Source organism: Porphyrobacter sp. MBR-49, from assembly GCF_053628655.1.
This window is the reverse complement of record NZ_JBRJGU010000012.1, coordinates 1-19,141: the sequence shown is the minus strand read 5'-3', so window position 1 is coordinate 19,141 and position 19,141 is coordinate 1. Positions and strand designations below refer to the sequence as shown.

Below are 19,141 nucleotides of genomic sequence, written 5' to 3'. Positions count from 1 at the left end.
AGGCCCGTTCCCTAAGCCGTCCAAGGCCCCGTAATGGCCAGCGTGGCGGTGGGGGAATAGGCGTTGACGAACAGCCACTTGCCATCGGGTGAGAAGCACGCGCCTGCCGGTTCGGTCTGGATGCGCAGCCGCGCAAATTCATAGGCGCGGCCCTGCGGCGTCACCCCGCGCAGGTGGTTGTCGACCACGTCGGTATATTGATCTTCGCACACGATCAGGTGGCCATTGGGGGCAACGGTCAGATTGTCGCCATAGTTGAACTGATCGGTGCTTTCGCTTTCGAAAAACAGTTCGACCCTATCGGGTGCGCCCGCCAGCCCCGGTGTCAGTTTGAAGATCTGGCCCAATTCCTTGGCGCCGCCGCTGGTGGCGCAGGCGAACACTTCGCCCGTGCCCATATGCAGCCCTTCACCGCGCGCGATCAGCGCTGCGCCCTTGGCTACCGCGCGCTGGCGCAGATCATCCTTGGGGGCTTCCACGCCGTCGAGATCGACCCAGCCCACCGGGTAGCTTTGGCCCACCGGCATGGCGGGGCTGTTCCAGTTGCGCGTATCGGCCAGCCCATCGATCACCATCGCCTGCAACCGCCCGCCATCGGCCAGCTTGCCCGGCACGTTCGGCACGAAGCGGTAAAGCACGCCGTCATCGCGATCTTCGGTCATGTAAACGATGCCGGTCGCCGGATCGACGGCGGCGGCTTCGTGGTTGAAACGGCCCATCGCGGTGAGCGGCACGGCGTCCACCAGACCGGGCGCGGCAGCGGGAACTTCAAACACCCAGCCGTGATTGCGCTCCAGCCCATCACCATAGCGCTGGCCCGGCCCGGTCGGCGCTTCTTCGCACGAAAGCCAGGTGCCCCACGGCGTCACCCCGCCCGAACAATTGCGGATTGTTCCGCCAAGGCTGCGGAACTGGCGTTTGACCGCCAGTGTCGCCGCGTCGAGCACGATGGTGGTGGTGCCGCCGGGAACGAACACGCCATTACGCTTGCCAAACCCCTTGGCAATCGGGCCGCCTGCGTCATGATGCGGCTGCAATTCGTGGTTGCGCACCAGCGCGATTTCGCCATTTCCGATATCGAAACAGCCCATGCCGTCGGCGCGGTCGGGCACGGTGCCGCCGTCATCCATTCTATCACCCAGCCGCGATACCACGCGGTAGGAGAACCCTTCGGGCAGATCGAGCAACCCTTCCGGATCGGGCACCAGCGCGCCATAACCGCCAAACCCGCTGCCTGCCGCGACGGCGCGGGACTTGCCTGCAGGTGCGCTGCGGTTCGTACAACCGCTGGCTGCCAGCGCGGCAAAGGCAGAGGCGGTCGCGCCGAGAAAGCGGCGACGGTCGGGCGTGATCGTGAAGGGTATGGTCATGCCCCCGGCTTACTGCCCTGCCTCCAGTAAGCCAAGAATTTCGTCCCACCGCGCATATTTGAAATTCTGCGCAGCGGGCGGATTGATCCCGTCTTGCGCGATGAAGATGCCGCCGGGGAAGTCCGGGCCGAAATCGCGGTTGTCGAGTTCAATCCCATCGGTTTCCTCGGTGCTGCCAAACGTGCCCGCCGCAATGCGGAACCGGCCCACCGGGGTCATATCGGGCAGACGGAACACGGCGTAGGCATTGTCCCCCTGTGATGACGCCACCAGATAACCGCCGTTATCGCCTTCGGGTGCGATGGCGAGGCCTTCAAGATCGGCGACCAGCAGTTTGTTATCGACCGATGCGACCATGCGTTTGGCCCCGGTGGTCATGTCGATCGCCCAGATCCCGTCCACTTCTTCGCCGATATACAGCGTGCCGGTGCGCGGGTCGGCGATGCAGCCTTCGGGCTGGCTCGCCACGGTGGCGAGCGTGGTGGTGGCCCCGGCAAAGCCCGCTGCGCCGCGCGTAATGATGGTGCGGTAGATGATGCCGTTCTTGGGGGCGCTGAACACCGCTACATCGACGCTGCTGGAAGACTTGGCGATGCAGATGCCATAACCCTCTCCCGGCCCGACCGCGATCTGGCCCGCCGGGGTCAGAGCAGCGGTTTCGGGGTCAAGCAGCGCGAGGAACAGCCGCGCCGTCGCCAGATCGCTGCGGTCGCTGGCGATAACCAGGATCGTTCCATCGGCCAGATCGACCAGATCGACATTGTTCAGCCCCGGCGCGGGCAAAAACGAAAGCTGCGTGCCTTTCAGATCATAGACATACAGCCCGCCCTTCTTGTCGGTGCCGACAATCAGGCTGGCCGCAGGATTGGCCGGATTGCGCCAGATTGCCGGATCATCGGCGGCATCCGCGTTCGATGTGCCGACGGGGACGGTTTCCGCCACTGCGGTGACAGTCACCGCCGGATCGCCGATGATCGGGGGCACTGTCGCGCAAGCAGCAGCGATCCCGATCGTCAGCAGCGCGAAGCCGTGAAAGGGCCGGATCATCAGAATGCATACCTCGCCACGATCTGGAACACCGGCCCGGCGCGTTCGCTTTCCAGTTCGAACTCATCGAAATCGCGGTCAAACTGCTCCTGCACCGTGTTGAACTTGTTGAAATCTTCATCCTTGGTGCTGTCGAGCAGGTTCGATCCCACCGCGCGGATGGTCAGGCTGTCACCGAACCGCTTTTCAACGAAGATTTCCAAGTCAGCGCCGTAGCGGGTGAAGACTTCCCTTGCCACCACGCGGCCAAACGCCTCACCCTGCTTGCGGTAGGTCGCGCCGAACGCCGCGCCGAAATCGGGCAGGTTCTGGATCGCCCCGAAATTGTAGACATATTTGGATTGGTCGTTGAAGCGGCGCTTGCCGAATTCGTCGCTGATGCTGCTATCGAGCAGCGCGAGGTTGCCGAACACCCCGGTGTCGGGCAGGCCGGCAAAGGCGAGGCTGAACGAGGCGTCGAATTCGATCCCGTAAACTTCGCCGCTGCCGGTGTTGCGCGGGGTGAACACAAAGGTGCCCGGCCCTTCCGAACCTTCGACCGGCGCGCCGCCTGCATCGAGCACGGTGGCGATTTCGGTGAGGTTGGACACGTCGCGGTAGAACAGATTGACGCCGATGACCCCGGTTTTGCCGATCTTGTGTTCGTAACCCAGATCGCCGCCCCACGCCGTTTCCGGCAGCAATAGCGGGTTGCCGAGGAAGTCATTGTCGCCCAGTTCCGCCTCCAGCAGGTTGGGCGTCAGGAAATCGAAACGCGGGCGGCGCAGCGTGCGCGCGCCTGACAGGGTGACACGGCCATCGCCCAATTCATATTTCAGCGAGGCTGACGGCAGGAACTTGTCGTAATCGCTGGTGATTTCAGGCGCACCCGGCGTGCCAAGGTCGGCGATGCGCACATCGGTGTTTTCCCAGCGGATCCCGACTTCGAAGGTGAGGCTGTCATACTCGCCTTCGACCAACGCATAGAGATCCTTGCGCTTCTCCTCAATCCGCGTGATCGTTGCATCGAGCGGCGGGAAGGTGGCAGGCGCAAATTCGCCCGGATTGCGGGTGAACTGGTCATATCCTTCGCGGTCAGCCGCGGTCAGGTTGAAACGGCTGCGCACCGCCTGCAGGCTGGTGTCGCGATCCTTGTCCTGCCAGAACCCGCCGATGGCAAATTCCAGGTTATCGCTCAGCTCGAATTCGTGTTCGAGATTGACGAAAACCTCCGTGTCATCGATGTCGACCACCTGAAGGTCGCCGGTAAAGCGCGGGGTTGAACGGTCGAAATCGACCTCAAATTCAAACTCGTCCTGAAAATCGGTGAAGTTGGCGTAGCCAACCCGCAATTGGGTTTCGCCAAGGCTCCATTCGTGATCCAGCTTGGCGATCACTGACCAGCTTTCGGTGGTGATATCATTGACGTTGGCATTGTCGGTCAAAAGGTTGCCGGGATTGGCCGTGCGCACCGGGCCGTTGATCGCGGTCGGATCGTCATATTCGAACGAGCGTTCATCCTCAGTGCGTTCGGTGCGCACGAAATTGCCGAGGATTTCGAACTCGGTGGTTTCGGTCTCGATCCCCCAACTGGCATTGAAGGCATAATCAGTGCCGTCGCGGGTATCGGTCTGGTCTTCGCGGTTGTCGAAATCTTCGGTGCGGAAATTGGGGTTGTTTTCGGGCGAGTCGGTGAACCGCTGGCTGAACTTTTCCTTGGGGTTGTAACGCCCTTGCACGTTCGCCCCGATCAGCACGCGCCCCCCGGCCAATTCGCCGCCGTAATAAAACCCGCCCGAAGGCTTGAATTCGCCATCGTCGAACAACAGTCCGCCCGCGCGCACATAGCCGCCATCAAGCGAGAACCCGTCGCGCAGCTTGATATTGAGCGATCCTGCCACCGCATCGCCGGTGCGCCGCGCTGATGACGAGCGCACGATTTCGACCTGCTCGATCAATTCGGCCGGGATGCGGTCAAGGAAGAACGAACGGTCGGACTGGCCGCCCGGCACCCGTTCGCCATTGATCAGGATCTGGGTATAACCCGGGTCAAGCCCGCGCAGCCGTGCGCCATCGCTTTCGATCACGTCCGACAGGAAGGTCACGCCCGGAACACGTTTCAGCGCATCGCCCGCTGTCAGCGGTTCGAAGCGTTGGAAATATTCTTCATCATAGACCAGAATCGGCTCGGCAGAATCGCTGCGGTTGCGAAAACCGATGCTCCCCTGCACGACGATTTCCTTGGCGGTCTGGATGCGGTCGTCCTCGCTCTCGTCAGTCTCGGCCAAGGCCCCGCCCGATTGCAGCGCAGCGGCGGTCGCCTGCGGATCGGCAGTGTTGGCAAAGGCAGGCGCGGCCAAACCGATTGTGAGCGCCGCAGCCGCGCTGCCGACGAGAAATTGGGTGCGAATCATGTGGTATTTCCCCTGTGCTGGCCCGACTTGGGGCCGCTTCCGGGGACGCGCTTAACCGCGGGCAATGACAGACACGCGACCGCGCAATGACGGATCAATGACATGATGAAATGTTGCGCAATTGCCGCAATGAGAGGTGTGGCGCACCGCCGCGCAAGCGCCTAGCATCGGGCAAACATGACAGTGGGAGAATGAACCGATGAAGATCAAACCGGGCATGGCAGCGGTAGTCACCGGCGGCGCGAGTGGGTTGGGCAAGGCGAGCGCGCAGGCCTTTGCCGAAGCGGGCATGAAAGTCGCAATTTTCGACATTAACGACGAAGCGGGTGAAGCCCACGCAGCCGCGATTGGCGGGACATTCCACCATGTCGACATCATGGACGAATCCAGCGTCGAAGCCGGGTTTGCCGCCGCGCGCGCGGCCCACGGGCAGGAACGTGTGACGCTGCACTGCGCGATGGCTTCACGGCGCGGCAAGACGCTGGGGTGGGACAAGCAGGCGGGCGCGTTCAAACGCCTTTCGACCGAGGATTACGCCTTCGGAGCGGAAGGGATTCTGGTCGCGAGTTACCGCGTCGCCAGCATCTCGGCTCTGGGCATGGCCAATGCCGATCCGGTGAATGATGATGGTGAACGCGGCGCGATCATCCTGACCGCCAGCGTCGCTGCGCAGGACGGGCAAATCGGGCAGGTGATCTATGGTTCGTGCAAGGCCGGGGTGAATGGTCTCGTCCTGCCGATGGCGCGCGATCTGATGGACATGGGCATCCGGGTCAATTCAGTCATGCCGGGCATCTTCGCGACCCCGCTGATGCTGGGGATGAAAGATCGCAACCCGCCGATGTGGGCGCAATTGAACGCATCCGTGCCCTTCCCCAAACGGCTCGGCGAACCGGAGGAGTTTGCATCGCTGGTGCTGGAAATTGCCCGCAATTCCTACATCAACGGCCACCAGTTCCGGCTGGACGGGGCGATCAGAATGCCGCCTAAATGATCTCTCACGGCTAGCTGGCTTCGCCAGCGCCTCCGAGGGGCGGCCTACCGGCCGACGGGCACCGGAACACTTTGGTGCACTTGCGAACCCTTCGGGTGCGATCAGTGCTCGAACAAAAGGATTTATCATGCCTGCCCAAACCAACGAATACCCCACCAAAGCTTACGGCGCGACTGCGCCCGATAGCGGCGTGGGGCCAATGCAGATCATCCGCCGGGGGTTGCGCGATGATGATGTGCTGATCGAAATCAGCCATTGCGGCATCTGCCATTCCGATCTGCATACAGCGCGCAACGATTGGGGTTTTACCAAATATCCTATTGTGCCGGGACACGAAATCGTCGGCACGGTCAGCGCTGTGGGCGAGAGCGTTACCCGTCACAAGGTCGGCGACCGGGTGGCGATTGGCTGCATGGTCGATGCCTGCATGGAGTGCCGCCACTGCGCCGCTGATCTTGAACAATATTGCCTCGATGGCGGCAATACCGGCACCTATAACGGCGTTGACCGGCACGATGGCACACCCACCTTTGGGGGCTATTCCGAACGGATCGTGTGCCGCGAGGAATTCGTGCTCAAAGTCCCCGCCAACCTGCCCAGCGCCGAAGCCGCGCCGTTGCTGTGCGCCGGGATCACCACCTACTCACCGCTTCGCACCTGGAAGACCGGCCCCGGCAGCAAGGTCGCCGTCGCGGGGCTTGGCGGGTTGGGGCACATGGGGGTGAAGCTGGCAGCGGCGATGGGGGCACAGGTGACCGTGCTCAGCCGCAGCGAAAGCAAGCGCGCCGATGCCGAAAAGCTGGGCGCGCACGCCTTTCTCAACACCGAAGACAAAGTGGCGATGAAGGCCGCGCGCGGCACGTTCGACATGGTGCTCAACACCATTCCGGTGCGGCACGATGTGGTGCCCTATCTGCACCTGTTGCGGGTCGACGGGGTGCAGGTGCTGGTCGGGATGATCGGGATGATGCCCGAATTGCACACCAGCGTGCTGCTGGGCCGCAAGGTGTTGACCGGCAGCGGCATTGGCGGGCTGGCTGAAACACAGGAAATGCTCGATTTCTGCGCGGAGCATAACATCCTGCCCGATATCGAGGTGATCGCGATGCAGGATATCCAGAACGCCTATGACCGGATGGAAGCCAGCGATATCAAATACCGCTTCGTGATCGACATGGAGAGCTTGCGCACAACGTGAGGGCAAAGCGCAATTGCGACTGATGCAAGTTTGCAACGCAACAAACGGAATGTAAGGAAGGCCGGTCGCAAAACAATTGTGCAAGTGCGAAGAATCTGGCAGGCCATGAGTGCGCCGCGACGGATGCCCGATCAAAAGAACAAGAGGCTCCGCGCAGCACGCAGGTGGAACGATCCAACCCTCTCTATGGAGCGTTCCTTATGTTTATTCGTTTTGCCTCGGCTGCTTCCGCCGTCGCTCTCGTCGCCTGTCTTTCCACTCCCGCCTTTGCCGGAGAAGCGCAAGACGCCGATGTCGGCCCCATTCTTGAAATCGCTGACGGTCAAAGCCAACCGGCTGCTGGCTCGCTGCGCGCGATCGAACCGATTGACCTTGCCACCGCCAGCCACGCTGATGATGCCGAACCGGCAATCACCGTTTCGGGCAGCGCCACGCTGACATCGGACTACCGCTTCCGCGGCGTTTCGCAGTCTGACGAAGGTATCGCCATCCAGGGCGGCTTTACCATCGGCCATGAAAGCGGCTTTTATGTCGGCACCTGGGGTTCTAGCCTCGCCGGATGGGGCACCTTTGGCGGCGCCAATACGGAACTTGACCTGATCGCCGGCTATGCCTTCAGCGCGGGTAATGCCAATTTCGATCTGGGGCTCACCTGGTTCATGTATCCCGAAGGCGCGGACACCAGCGATTTCGCCGAACTTTACGCCAGTGTCTCGGGTGATATCGGCCCGCTATCGCTGACCGCAGGGGTCGCCTACGCGCCGTCGCAAGAGGCGCTGGGCAAGGTGTTCCTGACCGGCGCGGCGGCCGCCGCCGGTATCCCGGATGATCCGGGCGACAAGGAAGACAACCTCTACCTGTATGGCGACGCGGCCTATGGCATTTCCGGTACGCCGGTCACGCTGAATGCCCATATCGGCTATTCGGATGGCAATGCCGGGCTTGGCCCCAATGGCACCAGCATCGCGCCGACCGGCACCTATTTCGATTGGTCGCTGGGCATTGATGTTGTGCCGATTGAAGGGCTGACGCTGTCAGCCGCCTATGTAGACACCGACATCTCGGCTGCCGACAGCGCATTTCTGCTACCCAATTTTTCCAAACTGAACGGCGGCAAGATCGCTGATGCGACCATAGTGTTCTCGGTTACGGCCGCGTTCTGATCTCAGGCACAATTGCTGGCATGAAGGGGCGCCCTGCCGGGATGGCAGGGCGCCCCTTTACTTTTCCCAGCACTTGCCGATAGGTTTCTCCCGACAACTGATAACAGGCATGCGGGAGAGAGACGATGAAGCGGATTGCGGTTCTGGCAGTTGGCTGCGCTGCGCTGGCATTGACCCCGGTGGCCGAGGCTGAGGCCAAGAGCCGATACGAAGCCAGCATCACCCGCACCACTTTCGGCATCCCGCATATCACCGCCGATACCTGGCAGGGGGTCGGATACGGGGTCGCCTATGCCTATGCCGAAGATAACCTGTGCCTGCTGGCAGAGGAATTCGCGACCGTGGCGGGCACGCGCTCGCAGCATTTCGGGCCGGAAGCCAAGGCAGTGCTGGGCTTTCAGGAGGTCGACAACCTTTCTTCCGACGTGTTCTTCCGCGCGATGATTGATCTGCCGATGCTGCGCAAAGGCGCAAAATCGCAAGGCCGTGAGGCGCTGTTGCTGGCCGAAGGCTATGTCGCGGGCTACAACCGCTTCCTGAAAGATGCTGGCGCGGAGGGTGTGCCCGCCGAATGCCGGGGCAAGGCCTGGGTGCAGCCGATCACGCTTGATGATGTGCTGCGCCTCACCGAAAAACAGATGCTGCTGGCAAGTTCGCTGGCGCTGGCATCTGGCATCGCCAATGCCGCGCCTCCGGGCAAGACGCTCGCCCGGTTCGATCAGACGCTTCCCCGTGCGGACGAGCTGGGGCTGGGCAGCAATGGCTGGGCATTCGGCGGCGATGCCACTTCGGATGGGCGCGGCTTCCTGATCGGCAATCCGCATTTCCCGTGGAACGGGCCGAGCCGGTTCTGGCAGATGCACGTCAGCGGCCCTGATGGTTATGACGCGATGGGGGTGGGCATTGCCGGTTCGCCGATCCCGACGCTGGGTTTTAACCGCGATGTCGCCTGGACGCACACCGTCACCGCCGCGCGGCATTTCACGCTTTTTGCGCTGACGCTCGATCCGGCTGATCCGACGCGCTATATGGTCGACGGTGAAAGCGTGGCGATGACCCCGCTTACCGTGACCGTGCCGATGCCCGATGGCGCGCCGGACGTCACCCGCACGCTCTATTCCACCCGCCACGGCCCCGTGTTCGTCGCCCCGCAATCGGGCGTAACGTGGAGCGCGACCAGTGCCTTTGCAATGAAGGATGCCAATCGCGGCAATATGCGCGCGATCGACACCTGGCTGCGGATCGGTCAGGCGAAAAGCGTGGGCGAGATCAACGCAGCGGTGAGCGAAACGCTCGGCATTCCGTGGGTCAACACCATCGCGGCGGATCGCCACGGCGATGCGCTGCACGCCGATGTGACCGCTGTTCCCAATGTTTCGGCAGCCAAGATCGCCGCCTGTTCCACCCCGATTTCCGGGCTGTTCGCCTCGCTCGCCACGCTGCTCGACGGCACGCGCGCGGAATGTGATTGGGACGTGGCCCCCGGCACCCCCGAACCGGGACTGATGCCCGCCAGCGATCAGGCCGCAACCATCGCCCGCGAATACCTCACCAACTCCAACAACAGCTACTGGCTCAGCAATCCGCGCATGCCGCACGCCGCGCTTTCGCCAATCCTTGGCGGCCATACCAGCGAGCTGACTCTGCGGGTGCGGTCGAACTTCACCGAAACCGAGGCGCTGCTGGCAGCGGGCAAGGTTGACCGGGCGCGGGCCAAGGCGATGGTGTTCGCCAACAAGACGCTGGCCGCTGATATGACGCTGGAACCGCTGCTGGCGCTGTGCGCGGACGCTGCCGAGCCATCACGCGGCTGCACCGCGCTGGCGGGCTGGGATCGCCGCTATGAAGCGTCCAGCAAGGGCGCGGCGCTGTTCCGCGCGTTCTGGGCCAAGGCTGCGCGCATCCCCGGACTGTGGGCGGTGCCGTTCGATGCCGCCGATCCGGTCAACACCCCGCGCGATCTCAACACCGCGGCCATCGGTGACAGACTGCTGGCCGCGCTGGGCGATGCGGTGGCCGAACTTGATGCCGCCGGGATTGCGCTCGATGCCGAATGGGGCAGCGTGCAACAATGGCGGGACGGTGATCAGCGCATCGCCATCCACGGCGGCCCCGGCACCGCAGGCGTGCTCAATTATCAGGACGCGCGCCCTGCACCCGGCGGCGGATTGGTGCCGGTGCACGGAACCAGCTATATCCAAATCGTAGGGTTTGATGATGCTGGCCCGGTGGTCGACGCGATCCTCAGCTACAGCCAGTCGACCGACCCGGCCTCCGCGCACTTCACCGATCAGACCAACGCCTACGCCGCCAAGGCCTGGCACCGCCTGCCGTTCCACGCCGATGACATCGCAGCGCAAACCATCACCCCGGCCAAGCGAATAGCGGAGTAATACCAAAGCGCGATGAGTCTGACTCATCGCGCTTTGGTTAAGCCTGTGCGGCGTTTGAGCAATTCCAGCGCGTGATGCGTGAGCATCTCAGCGTGCTGGTATAAGCATGGGGCGCAGAATTCAGCTGATCACAAATTGGCCCAGTCGATTGGCTGATGCCGGTCAAGCCGCCGCGATTGATCGGCCAGCGGATATTTCAGCCCTGATGCACAATTGAACAGCAGAACCTCCTCATCCGCGCTGACCAGGCCATTGCGCAGCGCCTTTTCATAGGCCGCAAGCGTCGCCCCGCCTTCCGGGCATAGCAACGTGCCGTCCTCGCGGGCGACCGCCGATACCGCTTCTTCGATGGCAGCATCGGACACGGCAATTGCAAACCCGCCGCTTTCGCGCACCGCGTCAAGGATCAGGAAATCGCCCACCGCCTGCGGCACACGAATGCCCGCAGCAACGGTGGCCGGATCATCCCAGCGCACAGCGTGACGTTCCCCCTGCTCATAGGCGCGCACCATCGGCGCGCAGCCTTCGGCCTGCACCGCCACCATGCGCGGACGTTCGGGGCCGATCAGGCCAATCGCTTCGAGTTCGGCAAAGGCTTTCCACATCCCGATCAGCCCGGTGCCGCCCCCGGTCGGATAAAAGATCACATCGGGCACCCGCCAGCCGAGCTGTTCGACCAGTTCCAGCCCCATCGTCTTCTTGCCTTCGATCCGGTAGGGTTCTTTCAGCGTCGAAAGATCAAACCACCCCTGCGCGTCCTTGCCTGCCGCAACCAGCTTGCCGCAATCATCGATCTGGCCGTTGACCCGGTAAACCCGCGCGCCGTATGCCGCGATTTCGCGGATGTTGATTTCGGGCGTTTCTTCCGGGGCGAAGATTACCGCCTCGATTCCCCCCGCCGCTGCATAGGCCGCCGCCGCCGCGCCGGCATTGCCATTGGTGGGCATGGCGATCTTGGCAACCCCTAACTCCTTGGCCATGGACAGCGCCAGTGCCAACCCGCGCGCCTTGAACGATCCGGTCGGCAGGCGGCCTTCATCCTTGACCAGCACCGCCCGTGCGCCCAGCCGCGCCGCCGTGCGTTCAAGCGGCAGGATCGGAGTGGCGACCTCGCCCAGTTCAAGACGATTGGAAAAATCGGCCAAAGGCAGCAATTCGCGCCATTTCCACAGCGTCTCCGGGCGCGCGGCAAAGGTTTCGCGCGTCACCGCCGCGCGCAGGGCATCCAGATCATAGCGCACCAGCAGCGGCCGTCCGGCTGGCGACAATCCATGGATCTGGCCAGCCTCATGGCGTGTGCCGGTGAGCCCGCATTCAAGATGGCTGACAAAATACTCGCGTGGGGTGGTCATCGGAAACCTTCCAATTCTGATCGGCCGGAACCGACAGCATAGCCTACGTGCGCCTGCGCTCGATTGGGCAACCCGCCGAAATCGGGGGCGGTGGAAACGCCGCCCCCTATTCGGTGTCCTTCCAGCCCCAGGCCAGGCGGCAGGGAAGGATGTTCAGCAATTCAAAGCCGCTGTCCACCCGATCAAAATACTGCGCGGTCAGGTTCTGGGCCGATTTGCTGAACTGATAAGTAAGGAACGCCCCGCCCGGCCGGATCGCGCGATGGGTAGCTGCGGCAATGCAGGGGCCAAGACCCTCCGGCAGCGTGGAAAATGGCAGGCCCGACAGGATATAATCCGCTTGATCGTGGCCATGCGCGCGGATGATCTCCTCCACATCCTTCGCCGAACCATGGACGGCAATGAAGCGGCTGTCGCTGATGGTGCGATTGAGATAGTCGATGAACAGTTTGTTGGTATCGATGACGATCAAGGTTCCATCGCGCCGCAGTTTGTCGAGCACCGGGCGGCAGAAGGTGCCCACCCCGGGGCCATATTCAACGAACAGCTTGCAGCGGCCCCAATCAACGGGCCCAAGCATCTTCCTGATCGTGAAGCGGGACGACGGGATGATCGAACCGACCATCACCGGATGCTCCAGAAAACCTTGGAAAAAGACGCCCCATGGCCCGAAGAATTTTCGCAATTTCTGCTTCCACCGCGTAGCCGTGCGCTCTAGCGAAACCTCATAACCGGCCATTATCAATCAGCACCCCTCGCCATGCCCCCACCGCGAGGACCAATCTGCATAAGCGCGGAATCGCAAACTCGCTGCCACTTTGCAAGGCATTCCCCACAGAGCGCGCAGTTGCGGCTGTTTCCACCGACTTACTCTAATGGGTGAAGGGAAGCCAATAAGCTACACAAGCAATTGAATTCAATTCAATATTTGAAATGAGCAAATTCAAAGGCCCCCAATCTGGCCCCCAACACTCCGTGCTTCTGTGGATAAAGGCGGGACTTTGGTTGGCCATCGCGCCCATCTTGAAGGCTGGCATTTAGCACTCCCCGCGATGGTTGTCATGGCCAGTGACAGCAAGCCTTGGCCATGCGCTCACGCGATAGCCCGCTGGTCAGTGCGATCCATACCGCCTCTTGCTTGAACTCTTCGGAACGCTCATCATCTCGTCGGTCTCCTGCCCTCGAGCTCTAAACGCTCTGGCGACCGGCGCAAAACCGTTACAAGTCCAGACATCTCGGTTTCCTCGCTCAAGTCACGTCCTCCTCGGCCAAATAGTAGTGGGCTTCTGCCTCTGCGGGAGTGATATGCCTTATATGGCCGAACAGGCGGCAATTGTTGAACTTGTGCAAGTTTGACATTTCCACCGTGGATGCGCTCGGCCACTAACACCGCGCCAGCTGATTGATCGATGAATTCTAGGCCAATCGCCTAGAGCCGGGGAGCATCATCAACCCACCCTTCACTGACCGGATATCCGGCTTCAGATGGAATCGAAACGAGAAACTTGCCGTCCTTTCGCTGAGCGGACGGTGTCACTCGAAAGAGAGGGCGATTGCGAGCAGCCTCAAGTGCATCATCGACGCAATCTGACAGGGCCAGCAGATGCAAATTGGCCTTGGTCGAAAAAAGGAGGCCGTGAATGCCATCCGCATCGCGCTCCAGCACCTCTTTCGGTTCCACCCAGTCCGCTGCGACAGTTTCGACACCGTCGCAGCACAGGATGTGATCACGCGGCGCACGGGCAAGGAGAAACCGCGTATCCCATCGTTTTGGGGCAGTCGGCGGCGTCACCCAGTGGGCGAAGTCAGCCATGTGCCCCAGATCGAAATGCACGTCGCATCGTTCCATGAGCGAGAACAGACCATCGCTTCTCGAACCAGACAGGCCATCGAGATCACCATTGACCATACACAGAACGCCAGCTTCCTCCCAGCATTCACGAATGCCTGCAATACGAAATGCCAGATCGGAAGCGTTGAGGTCATCCCCGCCTCGACAGAGGCTACGCCACCTCTCATCCATATCTTCCCTCTCTACAACGCCGCCCGGGAAAACGCGGCGGGACGGAAACGAACCAATTGCACTGCGCTTTACCAGCAACACCTGGAACGGATCATCGCGGACGAGCAGAACGGTTGCAGCAAGCCGTGGTTCGACAGAAGCAGCAGAAGGATCTGGTTCGCGCACTTGCATCCTAGCCGCGCGCGAAGCTTTCGCCGTTCGTGGCCTTTTCTTTCAGCAGTTTGGCCGGCTCCATGCCCATTGCTTCGAGGCCTTCAACAACTTTGCCCAGCCCGACAGTATCGGCCCAGAACATCGGGCCACCTTTGTAGACCGGCCAGCCATAGCCAAGAATGCAGGCGACATCGATGTCACTGGCCCTTGCAGCAATCCCTTCATCGAGAATTTTGGCGCATTCGTTGACCACCGGGTAAAGCATCCGCTCCACGATCTGGCCTGCCGTAAACTCGATCTTGGTCGATACGCCCTTCGCAGCAGCGAAATCCGCGATGACCCGAGCGGCCACCGGGCTTGGCGTCGCCTTGCGACTGGCATCGTAATCGTAAAAGCCACCGCCTTTTTTCTGACCAAGCCTCCCGATCTTTATCAGATCCGATTGGAGTGTGCGTTCATTTGAGCCACGACCGATGACATCCAGCCCGACGAGGTCCGCCATGGCGAAGGGTCCCATAGCGAACCCGAAATCAAACATGGCCTGATCGATCTGCTCAGGTTCAGGCCCCTGCAGCACCAGTTGCAGCGCCTGCTGGCTGCGCGGGGCCATGACCCGGTTGGCTATGAAGCCCGGCCCCACCCCGCTGACGACCGGGACTTTTGCAATCTTCTTGGCGAAACTCAGGGCAGTGGCGAGCGTGGTATCTGACGTTGCCGATCCGCGGACGATTTCCAGCAGACGCATGACATTGGCTGGCGAGAAGAAGTGCAGGCCGACGACACGCGATGGTCGCGATGTCGCAACAGCAATCTCGTTGAGGTCGAGGAACGAGGTATTGGAAGCGAGGATCGCCTCGGGCTTCACTATTGAATCCAGTTCGGCAAAGAGGCCCTTCTTGATACCCATATCCTCGAACACCGCCTCGATGATCAGGTCGGCTTCCTTGACGGCATCAAGGGAAAGCGCAGTGTCAAGCTTCCCCAGCCGCTGTTCTGCCACATCCGGCTTTAGCCGCCCTCTTTCCACCTGCTTCTTGTAGGTGTCGGCAATGGTCGCGGCACCACGATCGAGAGCAGCCTCTTCCCGTTCGACCATCGTGATAGACAGACCCGCATCGAGACAAGCCATGGCAATCCCGGTGCCCATCGTGCCTGCACCAATGACGCCGACCTTTGCTATCGGCAAAGGCTGCACATCTTTGGCAAGATCAGGCACCTTTGCACCTTGCCGCTCCGCAAAGAAATAATATCGCTGGGCGGCGCTTTCGGTGCTGGTCACCAGTTCCTGGAACAGTTCCCGCTCCCTCACGATCCCCTGCTCAAATGGCAGTTCAGCCGCCGCTTCAATAGCTTTGACGATATTAAAAGGCGCCTTGAACCCGCGGAAAGCGCGCGCGTGCTTTGCCAGGTATTCGGAATAGATCTCGGGCTTGCCGCGATAGGGCTCAACTTTATCCTGCCGGTCCCTGACTCGTGTGAGCGGCCCGCCCTTTTGGATCAGGTCTGCTGCAAATGCGATGGCGTCTTCACGAAGTTTGCCCTCTTCCGCGAGCGCGTCGATCATGCCCAACTCCAGCGCCTTTCGCGCGCCAGTCGGAGCTCCGCCGGTGATAAGGTCCAGCGCAGCCGGGATGCCAACAATGCGCGGTAGTCGTTGCGTTCCCCCGGCCCCCGGCAACAGGCCCAGAGCCACCTCCGGCAAGCCGACCTTCGCGCTGGGAACCGCGATGCGGTAGTGGCAAATCAACGCCAGCTCATAGCCACCACCCAGCGCGGTTCCGTGAATGGCCGCCACAACCGGTTTGTCGCCATTTTCGATTATCTCGAACACGTCCTGCAGGCTTGGTCCGCCCATGTCTTTGCCGAACTCGGAAATGTCCGCCCCGGCGATGAAGGTGCGACCGGCACAAATCAGGACTATGGCCTTTACGTCATCGTCAGCCGCGAACTGGCGAAAACCTTCATCTAGCGCCCGCCGCGTATGCACGCTGAGCGCATTCACCGGTGGATAGTCGATCGTGAGAATCCCGACCCCATCTATTACTTCAGTTGTGCCGATCTGGTTCATGGTTCGTTTGCCCTCCGAGAATGGGTGAAATGGACTAAGGCCTGACTATGCGAGCCGAGGCCTGGGTGCCGGTGTGGCAGAAAAGCGCGGCGCAGGTGCGGGCTGCGTCATGCCACCCTGTTCAACGAACGTGCTCCGGGCCACATTGTGAGGATGACGAGGCGCCTCTGCTAGACTCAGTACCGGGGCAAAACATATGTCGGTGCCATCCATCACGGCACACCACTCGTCACGCGTCTTGGTAAGGAACAGTTGTGCAAGGCGCTCCTTCAGTCCCTCCCACCGCTCCTGATCCATCTGTTGCGCGAAGTCAGGTTCATCAGCGAGGCCGGCCTTCTCGATGAGCAGCGCATAGAACTGCGGCTCGATGGAACCGAGCGAGATCCATTTCCCGTCTGCAGTTTCATAGGTGTCGTAGAAGTGAGCCCCGGAATCGAGAAGGTTGACCCCGCGCTCGTCACGCCACTGGCCGTTCCCGAAAAAGGTATAGGTCATGGCCGACAGGATCGCCGCACCGTCGACCATCGCGCAATCGACCACCTGACCGACACCTGTGCTTCGGGCGTTGAGAATCGCGGCGACGACACCGAACGCCAACATCATTCCTCCCCCGCCGAAATCGCCGACTGCGTTTACCGGGAACGTTGGCTTCTCGCCTTTTCGGCCATAGGTGTGCAACGCCCCTGACAGGGCAATGTAATTGATGTCATGCCCGGCCATCGGCGCCATCGGGCCATCCTGGCCCCAGCCCGTCATCCGGCCGAACACAAGCCGGGGATTGATTGCCAGTAGCTCATCCGGACCAAGCCCCAGCCGCTCCAGCACGCCGGGGCGATACCCTTCGATCAGGGCATCGGCACTTTGCGCCAGCTCCATGATCTGCGCGATACTTTCGGGTTGCTTGAGGTCCAGCTCAAGCCGTTCGCGATTACGGTTCAGGATGTCACGATTGCCGCTGTCGCCAAAGCGACCTGCGTGACCCGGACGCTCGATCCGGATTACACGCGCGCCGTGATCGGCCAGCATCATGCCGCAAAATGGCGCGGGGCCCAATCCGGCGAATTCGATAACGGTCACGCCGTCAAGCACACCTGGCACTTCGATCTCCCTTCAATCGACTTTCAATTTCAAGAATGCACGACGGCATCGACACGTTCGATAATGATGGCCGGAGCCATGCCGCCAAAGGCACACATTGTGATCAAGGCATATCGACCGCCTGATCGCTCCAGCTCGTCCAGAGCTGTGCCGATGAGGATCGAGCCAGTTGCGCCAATGGGATGCCCAAGCGCAATCGCACCGCCATTGATGTTCACCCTGGCACGATCGATGCCGAGATCACGGATTGCCTTTTCAGTCACAACCGCAAAGGCTTCGTTGATCTCCCACACGTCGATATCTTCAACGCTGAGCCCGGCCCGCGCCAACGCTTTGCGGGCAGCGGGTACGGGTGCATTAAGGATAAGGGTCGGACAATCACCAGCGTTGACGGCGGTGACTATTCGTGCGCGGGGTTTCCAGCCATTGTCCTTCAAACCTTGCTCGGACGCGAGCAGCAAAGCTGCCGAACCATCGACGACCCCCGAGCTGGTGCCGGCGTGATGGACAGGCTCCCATTCGAGCTGCGGGTACTTGCGCTCGATCATTTGCCGCATGGTTGTGCCATCGGTGGCGGCTGCAACCTGTTCCATCGCCACAAAGGCTGGCTTGAGCCCGGCCAGGCTTTCCGATGTCGTGTCCGGGCGCGGATACTCGTCATGCGCGAGCGCGAGCGAGCCGTCACGATTACTGACTGGCACGATACTGCGGTCAAAGCGGCCGTCATCCCGGGCCAGCTTGGCCTTGCGCTGGCTGTCGACCCCGAGCGCTTCCAGTTCGGCCCGCGTGATCCCTTCCATCGCCGCAATGGCATCGGCAGCTACGCCCACAGCAGATATCGGATGGTCGCGGTAGAGTTCCTCATTGCCGCGTGCACGACCCAGCCGGGCAAATCCCGTCCCCTCCTCCCAACTATCGGCCTCGGCATGATGGCTCATCATTTCAGTGCCGCCGGCGATGACAACATCTTCGAAGCCTGCCATGATCTGGCCGGCAGCGAAGCCGACACTGGTAATCCCGCCGCCACAGAAGCGATCAAGCGTCACCCCGCTTGCCTTGACGTCATAGCCTGCCCACAAGGCGGAGAGCCTGCCCAGATCACCACCTTGTTTGCCGCGTTGCTGACTGCAAGACCAGACGATGTCATCGACACGGCTGGTGTCGAGGTCATTGCGGTCACGCAAGGCGCGTAGAACCGTAGCCCCAAGATCCTGCGGATGGAGGTGCGCCAACGCGCCTTTGCCCAGCTTGCCGATCCCGCGCGGCGTACGCACCGCATCGATTATATAGGCGTAGGTCACGACACTACTCCCCTGCCCTAGCGAGGTGCCATGCCCCACCGGTAACGACAGCCGCGGTCGAACCATCGATCTTCATAAAGACGCTCCCTTTCAATAACTGCGCGGCAGGCCGAGCACGTGTTCGGCCAGATAGGACAGGATGAGGTTGGTAGAGATCGGAGCGACGGTATAAAGCCGCGCTTCGCGGAACTTGCGTTCGACGTCATATTCCTCGGCAAAACCGAACCCGCCGAAGGTCTGCACACACATGTCGGCTGCTGCCCAACTGGCTTCGGAGGCGAGCAGTTTGGCCATGTTGGCTTCCGCACCGGGATTGCCGCCCTCATCATAGGTCTGCGCCGCGTGGTGCACCATCAGTTCCGCCGCGCGCATCTGGGCATAGGCGCGCGCGATCGGGAATTGCACGCCCTGATTCTGGCCGATGGGCCGCGCGAACACGCTACGGTCTTTGGCGTAGGCGGTGGCTTTTTCGATGAACCACTTGGCATCGCCGATGCATTCCGCCGCGATCAGGATGCGTTCGGCGTTCATGCCTGACAGGATGTAGCGGAACCCCTTCCCCTCTTCGCCCACCAAGGCCGATGCGGG

At 61.5% G+C, this 19,141-nt stretch carries 14 protein-coding genes; 4 read left to right on the top strand and 10 right to left on the bottom strand.

All coding sequences use genetic code 11. The features are described from left to right. Positions 1-11: 11 nt before the first annotated feature. The 3 genes from ACSSV3_RS14110 to ACSSV3_RS14100 are packed head-to-tail and all read right to left on the bottom strand — an operon-like array spanning position 12 to position 4,810. Positions 12-1,370 (bottom strand): alkaline phosphatase PhoX, encoded by a 1,359-nt coding sequence (locus ACSSV3_RS14110; protein ID WP_354327018.1) that lies wholly within the window; start codon positions 1,368-1,370, stop codon positions 12-14. Positions 1,371-1,379: 9 nt separating this feature from the next. Further along, the gene (locus tag ACSSV3_RS14105) at positions 1,380-2,417 is read right to left on the bottom strand and encodes a phytase (protein ID WP_354327020.1); all 1,038 of its coding nucleotides are present in this window, start codon (positions 2,415-2,417) and stop codon (positions 1,380-1,382) included. Continuing rightward, a complete protein-coding gene (locus ACSSV3_RS14100; protein WP_354327022.1) occupies positions 2,417-4,810 on the bottom strand; it encodes a TonB-dependent receptor plug domain-containing protein in 2,394 nt (797 codons plus the stop codon). Before ACSSV3_RS14100 ends, ACSSV3_RS14105 begins: the two co-directional genes overlap by 1 nt. Positions 4,811-5,009: 199 nt before the next feature. Between ACSSV3_RS14100 and ACSSV3_RS14095 the strand changes: the two genes are divergently transcribed. The 4 genes from ACSSV3_RS14095 to ACSSV3_RS14080 all read left to right on the top strand — a co-directional run bounded on the left by ACSSV3_RS14095 (position 5,010) and on the right by ACSSV3_RS14080 (position 10,558). Next, positions 5,010-5,804: an SDR family oxidoreductase gene (locus tag ACSSV3_RS14095; RefSeq protein WP_354327023.1), complete on the top strand. Its 795-nt coding sequence runs from the start codon at positions 5,010-5,012 to the stop codon at positions 5,802-5,804. A 127-nt stretch (positions 5,805-5,931) separates the two neighbouring features. Then, positions 5,932-7,002, top strand: coding sequence for an NAD(P)-dependent alcohol dehydrogenase (locus ACSSV3_RS14090; protein WP_354327024.1), 1,071 nt, complete (start codon positions 5,932-5,934; stop codon positions 7,000-7,002). 200 nt (positions 7,003-7,202) lie between these two features. Next, positions 7,203-8,165: a TorF family putative porin gene (locus ACSSV3_RS14085; protein WP_354327025.1), complete on the top strand. Its 963-nt coding sequence runs from the start codon at positions 7,203-7,205 to the stop codon at positions 8,163-8,165. A 125-nt stretch (positions 8,166-8,290) separates the two neighbouring features. Continuing rightward, positions 8,291-10,558 (top strand): penicillin acylase family protein, encoded by a 2,268-nt coding sequence (locus ACSSV3_RS14080; RefSeq protein ID WP_354327026.1) that lies wholly within the window; start codon positions 8,291-8,293, stop codon positions 10,556-10,558. A gap of 128 nt (positions 10,559-10,686) precedes the next feature. Here ACSSV3_RS14080 and ACSSV3_RS14075 read toward each other — a convergent pair whose 3' ends face one another. From ACSSV3_RS14075 to ACSSV3_RS14045, 7 genes are all read right to left on the bottom strand, one after another. After that, positions 10,687-11,910: a threonine synthase gene (locus ACSSV3_RS14075; RefSeq protein ID WP_354327028.1), complete on the bottom strand. Its 1,224-nt coding sequence runs from the start codon at positions 11,908-11,910 to the stop codon at positions 10,687-10,689. Positions 11,911-12,016: 106 nt separating this feature from the next. Further along, positions 12,017-12,649 carry a class I SAM-dependent methyltransferase gene (locus ACSSV3_RS14070; protein WP_354327029.1) on the bottom strand — a complete coding sequence of 211 codons (633 nt, stop codon included), beginning with the start codon at positions 12,647-12,649 and terminating at the stop codon, positions 12,017-12,019. 690 nt (positions 12,650-13,339) lie between these two features. Continuing rightward, positions 13,340-14,104, bottom strand: a complete 765-nt coding sequence (locus tag ACSSV3_RS14065; RefSeq protein ID WP_454184821.1) for an NUDIX hydrolase — start codon at positions 14,102-14,104, stop codon at positions 13,340-13,342. Between the two features lies 1 nt (position 14,105). Beyond that, complete coding sequence (locus ACSSV3_RS14060) at positions 14,106-16,154, bottom strand: 3-hydroxyacyl-CoA dehydrogenase NAD-binding domain-containing protein (protein ID WP_354327032.1); 2,049 nt, start codon at positions 16,152-16,154, stop codon at positions 14,106-14,108. A 45-nt stretch (positions 16,155-16,199) separates the two neighbouring features. Beyond that, positions 16,200-17,252, bottom strand: coding sequence for a CaiB/BaiF CoA transferase family protein (locus ACSSV3_RS14055; protein ID WP_354327033.1), 1,053 nt, complete (start codon positions 17,250-17,252; stop codon positions 16,200-16,202). A gap of 29 nt (positions 17,253-17,281) precedes the next feature. Then, entirely contained in the window at positions 17,282-18,553 is a 1,272-nt protein-coding gene (locus tag ACSSV3_RS14050) for an acetyl-CoA C-acetyltransferase (RefSeq protein WP_354327035.1), read from the bottom strand. Between the two features lie 90 nt (positions 18,554-18,643). Then, positions 18,644-19,141, bottom strand: a 498-nt coding sequence (locus ACSSV3_RS14045; RefSeq protein WP_354327036.1) for an acyl-CoA dehydrogenase family protein, incomplete at its 5' end; no start/stop codon positions are given.